Annotated in this window: 12 protein-coding genes; 6 read left to right on the forward strand and 6 right to left on the reverse strand. The window is 54.7% G+C overall.

Going from position 1 to position 18,915, the window contains the following annotated elements:
* Positions 1 to 47: 47 nt before the first annotated feature.
* The 6 genes from J5A66_RS01920 (at position 48) to J5A66_RS01945 (ending at position 10,651) form a co-directional block, all read left to right on the forward strand.
* Positions 48 to 4,712: an alpha-N-acetylglucosaminidase TIM-barrel domain-containing protein gene (locus J5A66_RS01920; protein WP_211790792.1), complete on the forward strand. Its 4,665-nt coding sequence runs from the start codon at positions 48 to 50 to the stop codon at positions 4,710 to 4,712.
* 41 nt (positions 4,713 to 4,753) lie between these two features.
* Positions 4,754 to 6,151: a GDSL-type esterase/lipase family protein gene (locus J5A66_RS01925; protein ID WP_211790793.1), complete on the forward strand. Its 1,398-nt coding sequence runs from the start codon at positions 4,754 to 4,756 to the stop codon at positions 6,149 to 6,151.
* 391 nt (positions 6,152 to 6,542) lie between these two features.
* Complete coding sequence (locus J5A66_RS01930) at positions 6,543 to 7,112, forward strand: DJ-1 family glyoxalase III (protein ID WP_211790794.1); 570 nt, start codon at positions 6,543 to 6,545, stop codon at positions 7,110 to 7,112.
* A 33-nt stretch (positions 7,113 to 7,145) separates the two neighbouring features.
* Positions 7,146 to 7,826 carry a 2-C-methyl-D-erythritol 4-phosphate cytidylyltransferase gene (locus J5A66_RS01935; protein ID WP_211790795.1) on the forward strand — a complete coding sequence of 227 codons (681 nt, stop codon included), beginning with the start codon at positions 7,146 to 7,148 and terminating at the stop codon, positions 7,824 to 7,826.
* Positions 7,827 to 7,918: 92 nt separating this feature from the next.
* Positions 7,919 to 10,009 carry an ATP-dependent DNA helicase RecG gene (gene recG / locus J5A66_RS01940; protein WP_211790796.1) on the forward strand — a complete coding sequence of 697 codons (2,091 nt, stop codon included), beginning with the start codon at positions 7,919 to 7,921 and terminating at the stop codon, positions 10,007 to 10,009.
* 105 nt (positions 10,010 to 10,114) lie between these two features.
* Positions 10,115 to 10,651 carry a hypothetical protein gene (locus J5A66_RS01945; protein ID WP_211790797.1) on the forward strand — a complete coding sequence of 179 codons (537 nt, stop codon included), beginning with the start codon at positions 10,115 to 10,117 and terminating at the stop codon, positions 10,649 to 10,651.
* 668 nt (positions 10,652 to 11,319) lie between these two features.
* On the opposite strand, the gene J5A66_RS01950 is transcribed toward J5A66_RS01945, so the two are convergent.
* From J5A66_RS01950 to J5A66_RS01975, 6 genes are all read right to left on the reverse strand, one after another.
* Positions 11,320 to 12,273 carry a DUF4595 domain-containing protein gene (locus J5A66_RS01950; protein WP_211790798.1) on the reverse strand — a complete coding sequence of 318 codons (954 nt, stop codon included), beginning with the start codon at positions 12,271 to 12,273 and terminating at the stop codon, positions 11,320 to 11,322.
* 148 nt (positions 12,274 to 12,421) lie between these two features.
* On the reverse strand, positions 12,422 to 13,729 hold the full coding sequence (eno, locus tag J5A66_RS01955) for a phosphopyruvate hydratase (protein ID WP_211790799.1): 1,308 nt from the start codon (positions 13,727 to 13,729) through the stop codon (positions 12,422 to 12,424).
* Between the two features lie 525 nt (positions 13,730 to 14,254).
* Positions 14,255 to 15,346 (reverse strand): ABC transporter permease, encoded by a 1,092-nt coding sequence (locus J5A66_RS01960; RefSeq protein WP_211790800.1) that lies wholly within the window; start codon positions 15,344 to 15,346, stop codon positions 14,255 to 14,257.
* A gap of 53 nt (positions 15,347 to 15,399) precedes the next feature.
* Positions 15,400 to 16,503, reverse strand: coding sequence for an ABC transporter permease (locus J5A66_RS01965; RefSeq protein ID WP_211790801.1), 1,104 nt, complete (start codon positions 16,501 to 16,503; stop codon positions 15,400 to 15,402).
* Between the two features lie 44 nt (positions 16,504 to 16,547).
* On the reverse strand, positions 16,548 to 17,996 hold the full coding sequence (locus tag J5A66_RS01970; RefSeq protein ID WP_211790802.1) for an ATP-binding cassette domain-containing protein: 1,449 nt from the start codon (positions 17,994 to 17,996) through the stop codon (positions 16,548 to 16,550).
* Positions 17,993 to 18,886 carry an HlyD family secretion protein gene (locus tag J5A66_RS01975; protein WP_211791393.1) on the reverse strand — a complete coding sequence of 298 codons (894 nt, stop codon included), beginning with the start codon at positions 18,884 to 18,886 and terminating at the stop codon, positions 17,993 to 17,995. Before J5A66_RS01975 ends, J5A66_RS01970 begins: the two co-directional genes overlap by 4 nt.
* Between the last annotated feature and the right edge of the window lie 29 nt (positions 18,887 to 18,915).

Raw genomic sequence — 18,915 nt, forward strand, 5'->3', positions numbered from 1 at the left:
TAGCGTAAGTATCGTTCAATCAGCAATTTACAAATATATTTCTCACGATGATTCGACACACGGTTTTTCGTCTTCTCTTCCTCGTTTTGTGCTGCGCATTCGGTGCCCCTGCACATGCCGATCGCTTCGATGGCGTGCGGCAGTTGTTGGCCCGTCGGTTCCCATCGCTGCGCGATAAAGTGACGTTCGGCGAGCTGTCTAGCTCAGGAAAAGAAGCCTTCTCGATGAAGACGCAGAACGGGCGTCTTCTCATCCGGGCCAATTCGGCCTCTGCCGCAGCCGTGGGGCTCAATCATTATCTCAACCACTTCTGCCACGCCAGTCTGTCTCACAATGCCGACAATCTGCCCGCCACGTTGCGCATCGTGCCCATACAGGGTGAAGTGCGAGTGGAAACGGCGTTCCGCTATCGCTATGCACTCAACTATTGCACCTATAATTACACCTATTCTTTTTACAACTGGGCCGACTTCGAACGAGAAATCGACTGGATGGCCCTTAACGGCATCAACCTGATGTTGGCCCCGATGGGGATGGAAAAAGTGTGGGCCGAGACGCTGCGGCAGCTTGGATTCAGTGAGAAAGACATAGCGCGATTCATCCCCGGGCCCGGTTATACGGCGTGGTGGCTCATGGGCAACCTCGAAGGATGGGGCGGACCGATGAGTCAACCCTTGATAGAGGCGCGCTATCGGTTGCAGAAAAAGATGCTGGCTCGCATGCGTTCGTTGGGCATCGAGCCCGTTGTGCAGGGCTTTCCGGGGCTTGTGCCCACGTTTTTCAAGGAAAAATATCCGCGGGCCAGGCTCATTCCGCAGGGCAAGTGGGGCAGTTTCGACCGTCCGTCGGTGCTATTGCCCGGCGATACGCTCTATCATCGGGTAGCAAAAGCCTATTATGAAAGCCTCATCAAGTGCTACGGTCGCCACTTCGAGTTCCTTGGCGGCGACCTCTTTCACGAAGGCGGCAACACCACCGGCGTCGATGTAGCACGCACGGCGGCAGAGGTTCAACGCACCATGCTCTCCTATTTTCCCCGCGCCAAATGGGTATTGCAAGGCTGGAACAAAAATCCCTCGCCGCAGTTGCTCTCAGGACTCGACAAGCAACACGTGCTCTTGGTGAACCTCAGCGGCGAGATTGCCGCCTCGTGGGAAAGCTCGGGTGAGTTTGGCGGTACACCTTGGTTGTGGGGAAGCGTGAATCACTTTGGCGGAAAAACCGATATGGGCGGTCAGTTGCCCGTCCTCATTGGCGAGCCACACCGTGCTTGGGCGCAGACAAAAGGGCATGCGATGCAGGGAATCGGCATTCTGCCCGAAGGAATCACGAGCAATCCCGTGGTCTACGACCTGGCTCTGAAAACCGCCTGGTACCCTTCTTCTCCTGATTTGGACACGATGCTGCGAGCTTACATCGGCTATCGCTACGGGCACAGCAGCGAAACGCTCTTCCAGGCCTGGCGCATCTTGGCCCGTTCGGTCTATGGCGAGTTCAAAATCAAGGGCGAAGGCACGTTCGAGTCGATCTTTTGTGCCCGTCCCGGGCTACAGGTCACCAGCGTATCCACCTGGGGTCCCAAGCAAATGCAGTACAACCCGGCGGAGTTGAACAAGGCTTTGGGGCTCTTCCGCAAGGCAGCCGACGAATATATGGGCAGCGAAACCTATCGATACGACCTCGTAGACCTGGCCCGACAGGTAATGGCCAATCATGCTCGCAGCGTGTATGCCGCGGCCATGCAGGCCTATCGCGAGAAGAACCGAGACGTCTTGCTGCAGAAGGGCGAACAGTTTATCGCCTTGTTGCAGCTGCAAGACAGCTTGTTGCAAACCAATCGACACTTCCTTCTGGGGTCTTGGCTCAAGCAGGCCTCTCATTATGGCGTTACATCTGCCGACCGTCAGCAGGCTTTGCATAATGCCAAGATGCTCATCACCTACTGGGGGCCCGACGACCCCTCGACGCGTGTGCATGATTATGCCAACAAGGAGTGGGCCGGACTGCTGAAAACCTATTATCTACCGCGCTGGCGGGTGTTCTTCGATGCGCTCTATCAAACGGTGGAAACGGGCAACGTGCCCACTATCGACTTCTTTGCGATGGAGAAAAAATGGACGCAGGAAGAACAAAATGCTCCCACCGAGCCTGCGGGAGATGCTCTTGCTATGGTGGATAAGGTGCTTGCCTCTGTTGTTCGGCCCTATCAGAACGCGGCTCTCGACATCTCGCTCCGGGTGAACGATCTGCTCAGCCGGATGACTCTCGACGAAAAACTGGCCCAGATGCGGCATATCCACTTCAAACACTATAACACCGAGGGGCATGTCGACCTGCAAAAGCTGCGCAACAACCATACCGGCGGGATGAGTTTCGGCTGTTTCGAGGCTTTCCCCTACAGTTCTTCGCAATATCTGCGTGCTGCCACCACCATTCAACGCGAAGCCATCGACAGTTCGCGGTTGGGTATTCCCGTCATTCCCGTTATCGAAGGCATACACGGTGTGGTGCAAGACGGCTGCACCATCTTCCCCCAAGCCATTGCACAGGCAGCCACCTTCCATCCGCAATTGGTGTTCGGCATGGCCCGTCACATTGCTGCGGAGATGCGCGCCATCGGTGCCCGGCAGGTGTTAGCTCCCGACTTGGACATCGCTCGTGAGCTGCGGTGGGGCAGAGTGGAAGAAACCTTCGGCGAAGATCCTTACCTCATCTCGCAAATGGCTTGTAGTTATGCGCAAGGCATACAGAGCCAGGGCGGAATTCCTACGCTCAAACACTTCGTGGGGCATGGAACGCCGCAGGGCGGACTGAACTTGGCCTCGGTGAAAGGTGGTCGGCGAGAACTGATGGATCTCTATGCGCGACCCTTCGAATACGTGATTCGGAGAACGAAACCCGGGTCGGTGATGAACTGTTACAGTTCGTACGACAACGAAGCCATCACCGCCTCGCCCTATTTCTTGCGAACGTTGCTGCGAGACAGTTTGAAATTTCGCGGCTATATCTATTCAGACTGGGGCTCTGTACCCATGCTTCGCTACTTCCATCATACTGCCGAGAGCGAAGAAGAGGCTGCCAGGCAGGCCATTCAGGCCGGGGTAGACTTGGAAGCGGGGAGCGATTATTACCGAACGGCCCGCTCGCAGATCGCCGCCGGTAGACTGAGCGAGGCTCTTATCGACAGTGCTGCGGCGCATGTGCTCACGGCTAAGTTTGCTGCTGGGCTTTTCGACGAGGCGCTCGACGACACTTTGCATTGGCGGAAGAACATTCACACGCCCGAAGCCATTGCCACGGCGAAGCAGTTGGCCGACGAGAGCATCGTGATGTTGGAGAACCGAAATGGGCTGTTGCCCTTAGACGTGGCCCGTCTGCGGTCGATTGCCGTCGTTGGGCCCAATGCGGCGCAGGTGCAGTTTGGAGATTACTCGTGGACGGCCGACAATCGGCACGGCATCACGCCGCTCGAGGGCATCCGCCGATGGGTGGGCCAGCGCGTGAAGGTGAACTATGCACGGGGCTGCGACTACTATTCGCAAAATGCCGACTCGATTTCTGCCGCTGTGAGAGCTGCCGCTGCCAGCGATCTCACTGTCGTGGTGGTGGGAACACAGAGCATGCTGCTGGCCAGAGCCTCGCAACCCTCTACCAGCGGCGAGGGTTATGACCTCTCTGAACTCACGCTGCCTGGCGTTCAGCAACAACTCATCGACAGCATAGCCGCCACTGGGAAACCTTTCGTGGTGGTATTGGTAACGGGAAGACCGCTCATCGTAGAGCCTTTCCGGCATGTGGCCGGTGCATTGCTGGTGCAATGGTATGGCGGCGAACAGGCCGGAGCGGCCTTGGCAGAGGTTCTCTTCGGGCAGATAGCCCCCTCGGGTCGGCTGCCGGTCTCGTTTCCCAAGAGTGTAGGTCAGTTGCCGGTGTTCTACAACTATCTGCCCACCGACAAAGGCTATTATAATAAGAAAGGAACGCGTGAGGTTCCGGGGCGCGATTACGTCTTTTCCGATCCTTATGCGGCTTATCCCTTCGGTCATGGCTTGACCTATACCACCTTTTCTTATCGCCGCCCGTCGTTGTCGGATCGGCATGTCACCGAGAAAGACACGGTGGAGGTGTGCTTCTTCGTGAAGAACACAGGTCGGCGCGCTGGGAAAGAGGTGGTGCAGCTCTATGTACGCGATATGAAAAGTTCGGTAGCCACGCCCGTGAAGCAGCTCTTCGGCTTCGAGAAAATCAGTCTGCAACCAGGAGAAGAGCGGCAGCTGAGGTTCCGTCTTCCCGTGTGCGACCTCTATCTGCACAACCAACGCATGGAGCGAGTGGTAGAACCGGGCGACTTCGAATTGCAAATCGGAGCCTCGTCGGCCGACATCCGTCTGCGAGATACGTTGCGCGTGTTGGGTAAGGAGACCTCGGATGCCGAACGAACGGCAGCTGTCAACACAACAAACGTGACGAAACCGACGGGGCGGATGCTGCAGATCCGCGGTTGTGTGCGCAATGTTCAGGCTTTCCCAATGGCCCATGTGCGCGTTCAGGCGGGGTCGAATGTGACTTATACCCAACAGAACGGCGAATATCGTATTGCGGCTGCAGTGGGCCAGCGTTTGCAATTTGTCTTGAAAGGCTATCGAACGGAGACGCTGACCGTGCGCGAGGGGGGCATCTTCGACGTGGAACTCACCGCCGAAACGCCTTGATGCTTCTTTGCTGAACCCAACCCAACGGAACGCTACGAACGATGAACAAGAGACTTTTTATTCTATGTTGGCTCTTTGCCTGTGGGCTGTCTGCTGCGGCCCAGGGGCAAAGAGCCTTTCGCCTTTTCTATGCTGATAGCGGAAAGATGCGTCTCATGGCGACTCTTCCTGCGTATCCCACGGGTCGGGCCGTGCTCTATTGTCCCGGAACGGCCCGACCAGGAGAAACTGAGAACGTATGCAACGAGCGGGCTGATTTCTTCGCTCGCCTCGGCATGGCCTGCTTCCAACTCTTCTATCGTAGGCCCGATGCTACGGCAGAGGCTTTTGTCGATGATGCCCAACAGGCTATGCGGCTCATCCGAGACAGTGCGCAGGCATGGCATCTCAACCCCGACGATATAGGAATGATGGGCGATGGTGCCGGCGGATTTGTGGTGGCGCGGCTCTGCACAGAGAGTCGGTGGGCAGAACGCCCCGATTTTGCCATCCTGCTTTCGCCCATTCTCTCGATGGATGCTCGCGATCGGGCGCGTCGTGCTGCTCTCAATCCTTTCTGCGACCGAGGATTCGACCCCGCTACGCCGCTCAACAATCGACTCCCATTTACGCTTCGGCCTCACCTTACGCCGCCCGCACTCCTCCTCGCCACGATCGACTCTCCGTTTCTCTCGCCCGTCAACAACGCGCTGGCCTACTATGCTGCGATGCAGAAAGTGGGCAACCGCTGCGCTCTCCACGTCTATGGGCAGGGTTCTGTCAGGCTTTGGCCTGCCAACGACAACCCGCTGAGCCGCGAAATGCAGCAGACGCTCTCCTCATGGCTTGCCTCGCTGCCCTCGCCACAGCCTGGTGCGGTGCGCGTGGCTTGCATCGGCAACAGCATCACCGAGGGGATGGGCATCCCGCTGAGCAGCGTCTACGGCTATCCCGCCCGTCTGCAACAGCTCTTGGGGCCGAGATTCTATGTGCGCAACTTCGGTGTGAGTTCGCGAACGATGCTCAACCTCGGCGATCGACCTTATATGCGTGAGCTGGCTTGGCGCGATGCGCGCGATTTTCGGCCTGATGTGGTCATCGTGAAACTGGGTACGAACGATAGTAAGGAGGAGAATTGGCGATATGGAACTCACTTCGAGGCCGATCTCCAGGCGATGGTCGACACGTTGAAGTCGCTGCCCTCGCATCCGCGAATCGTTCTGGCCACGCCTATTCCTGCTTTCAAACCCACTTGGACCATTAACGACAGTGTGCTCGTTCATGCCATTACGCCCGTCATGCGCCGGGTGGCCAAGCGGCGAGGCTGCCTTTTCCTCGACTTGCATCGTCTTTCTGGGCTTACCGAGGGCGATATGCAGGTAGACGGTATTCATCCCACGGCTTCCGGTGCCGATAAGATCGCACAGGTTGTAGCCTCTTTTATCGTTGACAATTGGTAATGGACTGTTGGAGGTTACTGAACTGTTCAGTAACGCCACGGAGGCAAAAATGTGGCTACTGAACTGTTCAAAACCACCGCGGAGACAAAAATGATGCTTCTGAACTGTTCAGAACGGCCGCGGAGACAAAAATAGTGCTACTGAACTGTTCAAAACCATCGCGGAGAGAAAAATGGTGCTTCTGAACTGTTCAGTAACGCCGCGGAGGCAAAAATGGTGCTACTGAACTGTTCAGTGGCACCTTTTTTTCAGAATAAAACTCTACCTTTGCAGAAGATGGACTGCATTCGGCTATATCCAAGTCTGCTTATATGGCACTCGTTTGCACCATCTTTGCAGAAGATGGACAGCACTCGGTCAGTCCACCGTCAATCTAAAAACTTACAGAGAAATGGCAAAGGTATATCAATTCATGGCCGACGGATTCGAAGACATTGAGGCGTTGGCTCCCGTAGACATCCTGCGCAGAGGCGGGGTAGAAGTGAACATGGTCAGTGTAACGGGACGCAGGATCGTAGAGTCGGCTCACGGCGTGGGCGTGCAAGCTGATTGGCTTTTGGAAGAAGCCCGTTTGGACGATGCCGACCTGCTGCTCTTGCCTGGCGGAATGCCCGGAGCCGCTCATCTCAACGAGCATGCCGGCGTGCGCGAAGCGCTGCTTCGACAGGCCCACGAGGGTAAGCGCATCGCAGCGATCTGCGCTGCTCCGATGGTGTTAGGCAGTTTGGGATTGCTCAAAGGCAGGCGAGCTACGTGTTATCCAGGCTTCGAATCTTATCTCGATGGTGCAGAGTACACCGCCGAACTTGTCACCGTCGACCGCAATATCGTCACCGCCGAGGGACCGGCCGCCGTTCTACCTTACGCCTATCGATTGCTCGCACTCTTTGTAGGCGAAGAAAAAACACGCGAGATAGAAGACGGCATGCGATTCACACACCTCATGGAAGGCTGCCGGTGAGCAAAGGCCTATGCATAAAAATAAAAAGGAGAGATGGACTACGCAATCATTGTAGCAGGCGGAAAGGGCCTGCGGATGGGAGCAGACGTGCCGAAGCAGTTCTTGCCCTTAGGCGGACTGCCGGTGTTGATGCGAACGATAGAATGTTTCCGGCAGTACAGCTCGGCGTTGCAGCTCGTGCTGGTTCTGCCTGCAGAGCAACAGATGTATTGGCAACAACTATGTTGCGAGCATCGATTCGAGGTGCCCTGCCAACTGGTTGAGGGCGGACCAACGCGATTCCACTCTGTGAAGAACGCCTTGGCGGCCATTCCTCCGTCGGAAACCGGCTTTGTTGCGGTGCACGATGGCGTCCGACCGTTCCCCTCGCTCCAAGTCATTCGTCGCTGCTTCGACGTCGTCCGCGAAGCAAAGGCCGTCGTCCCAGTGACAGAGGTTGTGGAGACATTGCGCCGCATCGAGGCCGACGGAACCAGTACCACCGTCCCACGCGAATTCTATCGGAGTGTGCAGACGCCGCAGACGTTCCATCTTCCGTTGCTTCGCCGCGCCTACGAGCAGCTCTATCGTCCCTCCTTCACCGATGATGCCTCGGTGGTAGAATCGCTCGGCCATCGCATCACGCTCGTGGAAGGAAACCGCGAAAACATCAAAATCACCACCCCCCTCGACCTCAAGGTGGGGGAAGAAATTCTGAAAGAGTTGACACGCTAACAAATGGACGAATTGAAAGGGGTATCTCCTTGTCAACTCATCCACTTATGAGCTAAAACAGTAGATCTCTTGTTAACTCGTTCGCTAAGACAATGCTCGACCAAGATATTACCTATCTTCCCGGTGTCGGACCTCACCGCAAAGAGATATTGAGCAAAGAGCTCAACATCCACACCTTTGGCGACCTCCTCGAATACTATCCCTACAAATACGTCGATCGCAGTCGCCTCTACCGCATCGCCGATTTGCAAGGAACGCAGCCCTTCGTCCAGATAAAAGGGCAGATCCTGAGCTTTGAAGAGTTCGTCATGGGCGTACGTAAGAAGCGGATTGTGGCCCACTTCACCGATGGCACCGGCATCGTAGATCTCGTCTGGTTTCAGTCTACCAAATACGTCGCCACCACCTACAAAGTCAATACCGACTACATCGTTTTCGGCAAGCCCAGCCTCTATGGCGGTAGATATCAGTTCGCTCACCCCGACATCGATCCCGCCGACACCCTGCAACTCTCCGATATGGGCCTGCAACCCTACTACGGCACGACCGAACGCATGAAAAAAGCCGGGATCCTCTCGCGCACCCTCGAACGTCTCACCAAAAGTCTTCTCCAACGCCTCCCTGCGCCCCTCCCCGAAACCCTTCCCCCCTTCATCACCGCCCCGCTCCATCTCATCTCCCGCAACGACGCCTGTCATCAGATCCATTACCCCCGCAGCACCGCCCAACTCCAACAGGCCCAGCTCCGCCTCAAGTTCGAAGAGCTCTTTTACGTCCAGCTCAATATCCTGCGCTACGCCAGCCATCACCGTCGTCAATATCGCGGCTACCGATTCACAAAAATCGGCCCCCATTTCCACCATTTCTACACCCACAATTTACCGTTCGAGCTCACCGGAGCCCAGAAACGCGTCATGCACGAGATACGCCGCGACATGGACAGCGGTCATCAGATGAACCGGCTCCTGCAAGGCGATGTTGGTTCAGGCAAAACCCTCGTCGCCCTCATGTCGATGCTCATTGCCGTAGACAACGGATTTCAGGCCTGCCTGATGGCCCCCACCGAAATCCTCGCCGAGCAGCATCTTGTCACCATCCGCCAGATGCTCGCCGGCAGCAGCGTGCGTGCCGAGCTGCTCACCGGAATTGTTAAAGGCAAACAGCGGCAGACCTTGCTCTCCGACCTCGTTGCTGGAGAGATACACATTCTCGTCGGCACCCACGCCCTGATTGAAGACAGCGTTCAGTTCTCCCGTCTCGGACTGGCTGTCATCGACGAACAACACCGTTTCGGCGTCAAGCAGCGCGCCAAACTCTGGGAGAAAAGTTCCACCCCTCCGCACGTACTTGTGATGACCGCCACGCCCATTCCTCGAACGCTGGCCATGACCCTCTACGGCGACCTCGACGTCAGCATCATCGATGAGCTTCCGCCCGGTCGCAAACCCATCCAAACCCTTCACAAATACGATCACCAGACCACCAGCCTCTACGCCGGCATTCGGCAACAAATTGCCCAAGGCAGACAAGTCTACATCGTCTATCCCCTCATCAAAGAAAGTGAGAAAAGCGATCTCAAAAACCTCGAAGAAGGCTACGAAGCCCTCAAAACCATCTTCCCTGGCATGCGAATGAGCAAAATACACGGAAAAATGAAAGCCAAAGAGAAAGAAGCCGAGATGCAACGTTTCGTCGCCGGCGAAACCCAGATCCTCGTCGCCACGACCGTTATCGAAGTCGGCGTCAACGTCCCCAACGCCTCCGTGATGGTCATCCTCGACGCCCAACGCTTCGGCCTCTCCCAGCTGCACCAGCTCCGCGGTCGCGTCGGTCGTGGGGCCGACCAAAGTTATTGCATCCTCGTCACCGGTCGTCAGCTCTCCGCCGAAACCCGAAAGCGCATCGACATCATGTGCGAGACCAACGACGGATTCCGCATCGCTGAAGCCGATCTCAAACTCCGCGGTCCCGGCGATCTCGAAGGAACCCAACAAAGCGGAATCGCCTTCGACCTCAAAATCGCCGACATCGCCCGCGACGGCCACCTCGTGCAGCTTGCCCGCGACGAAGCCCGCAAAGTGGTAGAAGCCGATCCCGACTGCAACCGCCCCGAAAACGCCATCCTTTGGAACCGGCTCAAACAGCTCCGACGCGACCACATCGACTGGGCCGCCATCAGCTGACAACATCCTCCCAAAAACATCGGCATTCCTTGCCTCTTTTCACATTTTTGCTACCTTTGCAAAGACCCTCTAAAGACAAAACGCCATTAACAATCGAAAACAGAAATGAAAAAGCCTATACACCTCATCTGCATCCTGTTCTTCACATTCACCTTCTCCTCGTGCGAGAATAGAGAAAAGCAAGCCGACAAACTCGCCGAGCAATTCATGCTCAAAAATCTAAACGACCCCAGCTCCTACCAGCTCGTAGAGCGCGGGCCCATCGATTCGCTCTATTCTCAGTATCGTTTCACCGATGAAGCACAGCATCTCGTCGACCGAATGAAGCAAATTGCCGATTCGGCCGCCCGCTACTCTGCCTCCGTCTCCACCGTACCCAAGGCCCAGCGGCTCATCGCCGACGGTCAGCGGTTGCTCCGCCGCTACCGCGAAAAACAAAAGACGTTCCCATCCCGCTTCCTCGGCTTCGCCTATACCGTTCGGTTTCGCGCCCGCAACGACAAGGGAGCCATCGTGCGCAGCTATGTTGTCTTCCGGCTCAGTCCCGATGCAGATAAAATCACCATCGAAGACGGCGACCTCAACATCGTCTCCCTTTTCTCCTCCGAAGTTCTCAGCAAAAATCTCTCACGCACACCTTAATCTCTCTGCACTGCTCTGTTCACTTTAGAGCAGATCCTCGAAAACGGCGATTTTTAGAGTCAACCATTAGATGGATCTCTAAAAATCGCCGTTTTGTATCTCATGCGTAGAAAAACCTAAAAAGAATCATTGATGTTTGAATGCTTTTGGATGGAAAAGATAGAAATTCCATCAGATAAAAGGCCTAAATAGACAAACAAAGCTCCAGATCCAACGGATTTCGGGCTATTCTGCCGGAAATGTTAAGGGCTACAACGGATTTTTAACGCCTCCGTTGGGAATGTTAAGGGCGACATCGGATTTTTAACGCTGCCGTCGGAAATGTTAAGGGCGACATCGGCGCCTTAACATTTACGCTATAGCGAGGCGGAAAATCCTTTGGATTTAGAGCATTGAAAGTATAGCAAGATCAAAAATCTATCGGATTTAGCGATAGAACGTTATAGCGAAATGGAAAATCCTTTGGATTTGGAGTATTGAAAGGGTAGCGAAATAGAAAATCTATCGGACTTGACGATAGAACGATGTAACGAAGTAAACAGTCAGACGGATTTTGTAGATAAAGATAAATGCGAGGCATAAAAATCAATGATTTTTATGCCTCGCGTAAAAAACAGCACGCTATTGGTAGGAAAAACAGGGCTGTCGAGGAATAGCGTAGGTGGAATTTAGAAGAGTTGGAGGATCTTTTTCACCGTGCCCCTTCCATCTCTAACGATATGGAGTCCGCGACCGGGCTGCGGAAGGCGGATGCCGCCGAGGTCATAATATTCCGTCGGTACGGAAGAGGTGGTTTCGTTGGCAGAAATATGAGTAGCGACGGAAGTCCATATCAAGTCATACTCGTTGGACTGCGGGTCGCCTTTGAGTAGCTGACTGACATGGGTAATCAGTCCCTCGGCATTGCGTGTAAAGGTACGCTCTTCGCTTTTTTCTTCTTGCACAGGGGCTGGCTGGCTATACACCTTTTCATAACAAGTAGTATAGAGGTGCCGGCAGGGGGTGCCGTAGGCTCCGGCCAGCAGACTGCCAACGGGTAAGAGGGCTTCGAAGCTTATCTGGTTGGAGATCGATGAGAAGAAGGAACGGATAGCGTTGTTGTCGTTAGCAGTGTCGTATTCGTAGCGTTCTTCGCTGAGGAGATGTCCGTCCTGGGTGGTTTTCACGGCTGTGATGTCGCCGTTGTGCCAGGTGATGTCTACGAGGGTGACACTGCTGCTTTGGCTGTTGGTGCGCTTGATGCCGACGAGCTGTCGCTGTGTGTCATAGGTGTACTCGAAGAGGTAGTTGTCGGCATTTCCGTTGATATTGACGAGGTCTTTCACGATGAGCCCGTTTTTTAGGGTGGAAGTCCAGGTGTCTTGTAGGGTAGGGGTGTTGGAAGACATGCTTTTCATCACGATCTGTGTGGCGGTGTAGGTAAAGGTGGAGGTAGTGGTTTCTTCCTGAGCCGTTCCTGCATCATCGACCTGGGTGTAGGAGCGGATTTTGCCGTCGGGCTGATAAGTGATGTTGGTTTCGTCGGCTCCGTATTTGATTTGAATGAGTCTTTTCTCGGTTTGTGCCATGGCGACTGATCCCGAGAGGACGATGCCAAAGGCGAGGGTGTAAATTTTCTTCATTGAGATGTTTTTTTCTTTGATTTTTTTATTTCTCGAATGGATAAAGGAGGAGAGGCCCTCGGGTTTGAGTGGCCTCTCCTGATGAGGGATTGCGCTTTCTTCGATTTCGGCTCGGAGGCCGACTGTCGACAAGATGGCGCGAGCGGTTTTACTTCAACTTGGCGTAACCGTAACGAGCCGAGCAGCAGAGTTCTTCCTCGATGCGGATGAGCTGGTTGTATTTCGCCATACGGTCGGTGCGGCTCAGCGATCCGGTCTTGATCTGCCCGGAGTTGGTGGCTACGGCGATGTCGGCGATGGTGGTGTCTTCGGTCTCGCCCGAGCGGTGGGATGTCACCGTGGTGTAACCTGCGCGATGGGCCATCTCAATGGCTTCGAGGGTCTCGGTGAGCGAGCCGATTTGGTTCACCTTGATGAGGATGGAGTTGGCGGCTCCCATTTTGATACCCTTCTCGAGGAATTTTACGTTGGTGACGAAGAGGTCGTCGCCTACGAGCTGGCAGCGATCGCCGATAGCCTCGGTGAGCTTTACCCAATTGTCCCAGTCGTTCTCATCCAAGCCGTCTTCGATAGAGTCGATGGGGTATTTGGTGATGAGTTCTTCGAGATACTTGATTTGCTCGGCTGCGGTGAGCTTTTTGCCGTTGGGATCTTTAGGCATTCCGTTTTTGAGTTGGCGATAGTCGTAGAACCATTCGCCGTTTTCTTGTACGGCAAACTCGGATGCGGCGCAGTCCATTGCAATCTTGACGTCTTTACCGGGTTCGTAACCGGCATCTTTGATCGATTTCATAATGGTGTCGAGCGCGTCTTCGATACCGTCGAACTTAGGTGCGAAACCGCCTTCGTCGCCAACGGCAGTGGAGAGGCCACGGGCTTTCAGGTTCTTAGCCAGGGCGTGGAATACTTCGGCTCCCATGCGGATGGCTTCTTTCTCGTTGGCGGCACCTACGGGACGGATCATGAATTCCTGGAAGGCGATGGGGGCGTCGGAGTGCGCTCCGCCGTTGATGATGTTCATCATCGGAACGGGCAGCACGTAGGTGTTTACACCGCCGATATAACGGTAGAGGGGCATCTCCAGGGCTTTAGCTGCGGTGTGCGCTACGGCCAGGGATACGCCAAGGATAGCATTGGCACCGAGCTTGCTCTTGGTGGGAGTTCCGTCAAGCTCGAGCATTTTGTAGTCGATTTTGCGCTGCTGGCATACACACATACCTTTCAAGGCAGGTGCAATGATATTGTTCACATTCTCTACGGCTTTGAGAACGCCTTTGCCGAGGTAACGGCCTTTGTCACCATCGCGGAGCTCGAGTGCTTCGTTTTCGCCCGTGGATGCGCCCGATGGTACACTCGCACGACCCATTACGCCGTTATCCAATGTTACTTCTACCTCTACGGTAGGATTGCCTCTTGAATCGAGAATCTCTCTCGCATGTACTTTTTCAATTACCATAATAGAAAATTTATTTGAATGAAAATGATTGATGTATCCGATACAAATACCCTGCAAAGTTAACGCTTATTTTGCAAAGGCGGAAGGTTTTTGATGGGAAAATAGATGCACGCGAAGGGAGGATCACAAGACGGTGTTCTGTGTACTCTGTTTTTGTCTTTTTATGTGTGGTAAATGGGTTGATGGAATCTCTCAATTGTCAACGAAAATGAGGACTGTGCACAGTTATGACCATCGCTACGTACAGCTACGACCACCTCCGCATGTAGCTACGGTCACCTCCGTGTACAGTTATGATCACCTCCGCACGTAGCTACGGTCACCTCTGTGTACAGTTATGATCATCTCCGCACGTAGCTATGACAATCGCCGCTATGCGCAGTCATTATCTCAAGTGATAATTGAAAATCGGTTGCAAGGAAAGACTGTAGTAAAAAAGAGAATTGATAGCGCACACCGAGCAATCAGTTCTCTTTTATTCTGCATGAACCTAATGAGCAAAACAACGATCATCGTCACTCATATTTATCCATTCTTCTTATAACTCCATACGGCCCAGGATGCCATTGCGGTTCCCATGACGGTAAGAATGGAGAGGGGAAGGAAGAGGCCTGAAAGGTGAGTGCCGCGGATGAAGATGGAGCGAGCGGCATCAATGTAGTGCCGGATAGGGTCGACATAGGTGAGCATCTGCGCCCAATGAGGCATGCTACGAACAGGAGTGAAAAGTCCACTGAGCAGCATCAGACACACCATCACGAACCACATCACGAGCATGGCTTGTTGTAGGGACTGGCTGTAGTTGGAGACGATGAGTCCGATGCTGCTGAATACTACGGCCAGCAATATAGCAAAGAGGTAGAGTAGGGTGATGTTGCCCACTGGCGTGATGTCGTAGACAAGCCAGGCAAGAAAAAGACAGAGAGTGAAGTCAATGAGAGCGATGCACCAATAAGGTAAGAGCTTGGCCAGGATGAACCGACTTTTCCGAACAGGAGTGACGTTGATTTGTTCGATAGTTCCCGTTTCTTTTTCTCCAACGATGTTCAACGCAGGCAGGAAGCCGCACATCATGACCATTACCATAGCCATGAGTGCCGGAATCATATTCACTTTGTAGCTCTCGTGACGGTTGTACAGTCGGTGAGTGGTGATTTTTTGTAAGGTGGGTGGCGGTAGAGGATCGTTAGCAAGTTGGGTGGTGGCGATGATGTTGGTGAGATAAGCTGCGCCGATGTTTCCCTTGGTGCCGTTCACCGCATTGGCAGCGATGAGCAGAGGGGCCGCTTTGCGGTTGACGAGATGACGGGCGAAGTGCGGTGGAATGACGAGGATGAGGTCGGTCTTGCCCTGTTCCATGCTCAGCAACGCGTGCGGATAGGAGGACGACAGACCGCGGAATCGGAAATGAGGGGAAACTTCAAGGCGTTGAATCAGTTGGCGCGAGAGGGTGGAGTGGTCGTTGTCTACGACGCAGACACCGATGTCGCGCACTTCCATACTCGTGATCCAAGGGGCCACGCACATGATGATGACAGGGAACAATAGGATGAGACGCATCACGAAGGTGTTGCGGCGTATCTGTATCCATTCTTTTTGTAAGAGATATTTGAACATATTGTTGAGGAAGGGAGGAAAGAGAATGTAAGGAGGGAAAAGGAGTAAGAGAATCACTCCAGTCGGGTTTTGAATCTTTTCAATGCGATCATCAGGATCAGAACGCTCATGATTGAGAGGATGCCGACTTCTTTCGCTACCATCTGCAACGGCACACCCATCACCATCAGTTTGCGAATGGCGGAGATGAACCAACGGGCCGGAATCACAGTCGACACCCATTGCAACGGCGCAGGCATGCTTTCGATGGGATAAATCATGCCCGAGAGCAACAAACTGGGCAAGAGCATCAGCATGCCCGAGATAAGAAGAGCCTGCAATTGTGTGCGGGCCACCACGCTGATGAGCAATCCCAAGGAGAGAGCCAAGAGGATGTAAAGCAGGCAGAGAGAAAGGATGGCGAGGAGATTCCCTGCAACAGGCACTTGCAGCACAACGTTGGAGATGACGAGAATGAAGCCCAGAATAAGGATGGACAGCAGCAGATAGGGAACAGCTTTGGCTATCAGCATCATGAAAGGGCGAACGGGTGAGACGAGCAACACTTCCATCGTGCCGCGTTCTTTCTCGCGGACGATGCTCACCGAGGTCATCATTGCACAGATGAGTAACAGCAGAGTGCCCATGATACCGGGAACAAAGTTGTAGGCACTTTTCATCTGCGGGTTGTAAAGCAGGCGAGTAACGACGGAGGGAGTCTGTTCGGGAGGAAATGTTGAAGCCTCTTCTGCCAGTTCAGCCGACACAATCTGTGTAGCATAAGCTCCTTGTTGGGTTGCCTGATTGGGGTCGGCACCGTCGAGAATCAGCTGTACCTGCGCGCCCTTCTCATAACGACTGCTGCCCAAGCGAGGAGCGAACACCACGGCGAGGTCGGCTTCCTGATTGCGGATCAGTCGCTCGGCCGCCGCCGCGGTGGGCACACGATGGGTGAGGAGAAAGTATTCTGAAGCGTCGAGTCGAGCCAGTATGCGTTGTGCCACGTCGTCTGCCGTACTTGTTACAGCCACCACGCGCACATCTTTTACGTCGGTAGAGAGGGCGAAACCGAAGAGCAGCATCATTACCAGGGGCATACCGAAGAGGATCAGCATCGTTCGGCGGTCGCGCAAGATATGTTTCAGTTCTTTTCCAACAAATGCAACAAATAGCTTCATGTCTTTTTTTTCTTTTTGTTTTGAGAACCAATCGGGATAGACTACTATTCTCCTCGTTCGGCCTTCCGGGCCAAAAGCGTGAACACCTCTCCCAAATCACCTTTCGCGAACTGTCTCTTCAGTTCGTCCGGCGTGCCCAATGCCCGTATCTTTCCATCCACCATGATAGAGATTCGGTCGCAATATTCGGCCTCGTCCATATAGTGTGTCGTAACGAAGACAGTGATGCCGTTGGCCGCCGCCTCGTAGATGAGTTGCCAAAACTGCCATCGTGTAGTGGCATCGACGCCGCCTGTGGGTTCGTCGAGGAAGACCACCTCGGGCGAATGGAGAATACTCACCATGAAAGCCAACCGTTGTTTGTAGCCCAACGGTAAGGTCTGCACGCGGCGATCGGCATAAGAGGTGATGTCAAGGCGGTGCAACAAGCGTTGGGTTTTCTGTCGGATGTCTTCGGCCTTCATGCCGTAGATGCCGCCGAAGAGGCGGATATTCTCGCGCACAGTAAGGTCGGCGTAGAGCGAAAACTTCTGACTCATATATCCAATGCGCTTTTTGATCTCCTCGTGTTGCGTGTAAACGTCGAGACTGGCCACTGTTGCCGTGCCCCCAGTGGGCCTACTCAGACCCGAGAGAATGCGCATGGCAGTGGTCTTTCCGGCTCCGTTGGCACCGAGAAAGCCGAAGACTTCGCCACGACGCACACTGAACGAGATGTCGTCTACGGCTCGAAACATCCCGAAACTCTTCACCAAATGCGACACCGTGATGACCTCATCAGCCGTCGAACATCCCTCTGTTGTCTCCTGCCGCAGCTCTTTGGCCTCCTCGGGGCATACCATTGGCACCGCCCCCGCAAAAGAAGCACTTGTTGGTAGGGGCATTTCCACCCGCAGGTCGCACCGTTTGATCTCGTCTTCGTAGGGAGTAGCCACCAGGGTAGTGATGCCTCGGTGTTTGAGTTGGGAAAGCATCTCCCAGAATTCGGTGCGCGAAACGGGGTCGACCCCTGTGGTGGGCTCGTCCAGCAGTAACACCTCCGGGCGATGAATCAGGGCGCAACTCAAGGCCAGTTTCTGCTTCATACCACCCGAGAGAGCCCCGGCACGGCGGTGTTGGAAGCGTTCTATCTGTCCGTAAATCTCTTTTACGTCGTCGTATCCCTGGGCGATGGTGGTGCCGAAGAGAGTGGCAAAGAAGCTTAGGTTTTCTTTTACGGTGAGATCGGGATAGAGACTGAACTGTCCAGGCATATATCCCACGCGGCGGCGGATGATCTTGGCCTGGCGAACCACGTCAAGGCCGTCGACTGTGGCCGTGCCTTGGTCTGGCAGAAGCAGTGTGGCCAGGATGCGGAACAGGGTAGACTTGCCCGTCCCGTCCGGCCCGACGAGGGCGCAGAGAGAGCCCTGCGGAACGGCGAACGAGAGGTGGTTCAAGGCGCAGACCTGTCCGTAGCTTTTGGAAAGCCCTGTCACTTCGATGGCGTTCATAGCTTCAGCTCTCCGTATAGGCCTATCTTCAAAAGTCCGTCGTTGTGTACGAAGACCTTGATGGCATAGACCTGATTGGCGCGTTCGTCGTCGGTGAGGATGGTTTTGGGCGTGAACTCGGCCCGATGGCTCACCCACACCACGCGTCCGGCGTAGCTTCTGCGTGCGCCGTCGCCGTAATCGGCAAATACCTTTACCTTTTGTCCCAGTCGCACTTGTGCGAGGTGGCGCGAGGTGATGTAAGCCCGGAGGAACATCTTTCTTGTGTCGGCCACTTTGAAGAGCGGTCTGCCGACGGTGGCCAATTCGCCCTGTTCGGCGTATTTCTCGAGCACCGTACCCGTGATGGGCGATGAGATGCGACATCGGCGCAACTGATCCGTCACCTGCCGGCGTTGCATCTCGGCCCCGTTAGCCTCGCTCTCCAAGCTTCGCCGGCCCATCTCTAAGGTAGAGATTTGCGCCTCGAGCTGCCTACTCAGCACCGAAACGGCATTCTCGGCATCGTCCATCTGCTTGCGGGTGGCAGCTCCGTCGGCCAGCAGAGCAGCCGTTCGGGCTCGTTCGTGCTGCGCTTTGGCTAACTGTTGACGTGTGGCGGCGATCTGAACATCGAGGTGGGGTTGTCGCCGAACAATACTTTCTCGCGTGGCTCCTATCTGTTGGGCCTTGAGTTGTAGTTGAACGGTATCTACGAGGCCCACCTGCTGACCGGCCACTACGCTGCGTCCTTCGTCGACATCGAGGGCGACGAGCCGACCGTTGGCTTCTGCCGAGACGGTCACCTCCGTGGCTTCGAAGATGCCGGTGGCATCGAATGCCGGCTGATGGGGGCCGCATGACACGAAGGCAAGGGCCAGAGCGACAGCGTTCATCATTCTTTGTTTCATCATCTATTGGTTTTATGGTTTTCGAAGCT

The organism is Prevotella sp. oral taxon 475 (assembly GCF_018127805.1).
Taxonomy (GTDB): domain Bacteria; phylum Bacteroidota; class Bacteroidia; order Bacteroidales; family Bacteroidaceae; genus Prevotella.

What these genes read in the sequence shown, in the direction of transcription:
- J5A66_RS01920 (WP_211790792.1), top strand. Translation starts at nt 48, where the DNA reads ATGATTCGACACACGGTTTTTCGTCTTCTCTTCCTCGTTTTGTGCTGC.
- J5A66_RS01925 (WP_211790793.1), top strand. Translation starts at nt 4,754, where the DNA reads ATGAACAAGAGACTTTTTATTCTATGTTGGCTCTTTGCCTGTGGGCTG.
- J5A66_RS01930 (WP_211790794.1), top strand. Translation starts at nt 6,543, where the DNA reads ATGGCAAAGGTATATCAATTCATGGCCGACGGATTCGAAGACATTGAG.
- J5A66_RS01935 (WP_211790795.1), top strand. Translation starts at nt 7,146, where the DNA reads ATGGACTACGCAATCATTGTAGCAGGCGGAAAGGGCCTGCGGATGGGA.
- recG (WP_211790796.1), top strand. Translation starts at nt 7,919, where the DNA reads ATGCTCGACCAAGATATTACCTATCTTCCCGGTGTCGGACCTCACCGC.
- J5A66_RS01945 (WP_211790797.1), top strand. Translation starts at nt 10,115, where the DNA reads ATGAAAAAGCCTATACACCTCATCTGCATCCTGTTCTTCACATTCACC.
- J5A66_RS01950 (WP_211790798.1), bottom strand. Translation starts at nt 12,273, where the DNA reads ATGAAGAAAATTTACACCCTCGCCTTTGGCATCGTCCTCTCGGGATCA.
- eno (WP_211790799.1), bottom strand. Translation starts at nt 13,729, where the DNA reads ATGGTAATTGAAAAAGTACATGCGAGAGAGATTCTCGATTCAAGAGGC.
- J5A66_RS01960 (WP_211790800.1), bottom strand. Translation starts at nt 15,346, where the DNA reads ATGTTCAAATATCTCTTACAAAAAGAATGGATACAGATACGCCGCAAC.
- J5A66_RS01965 (WP_211790801.1), bottom strand. Translation starts at nt 16,503, where the DNA reads ATGAAGCTATTTGTTGCATTTGTTGGAAAAGAACTGAAACATATCTTG.
- J5A66_RS01970 (WP_211790802.1), bottom strand. Translation starts at nt 17,996, where the DNA reads ATGAACGCCATCGAAGTGACAGGGCTTTCCAAAAGCTACGGACAGGTC.
- J5A66_RS01975 (WP_211791393.1), bottom strand. Translation starts at nt 18,886, where the DNA reads ATGAAACAAAGAATGATGAACGCTGTCGCTCTGGCCCTTGCCTTCGTG.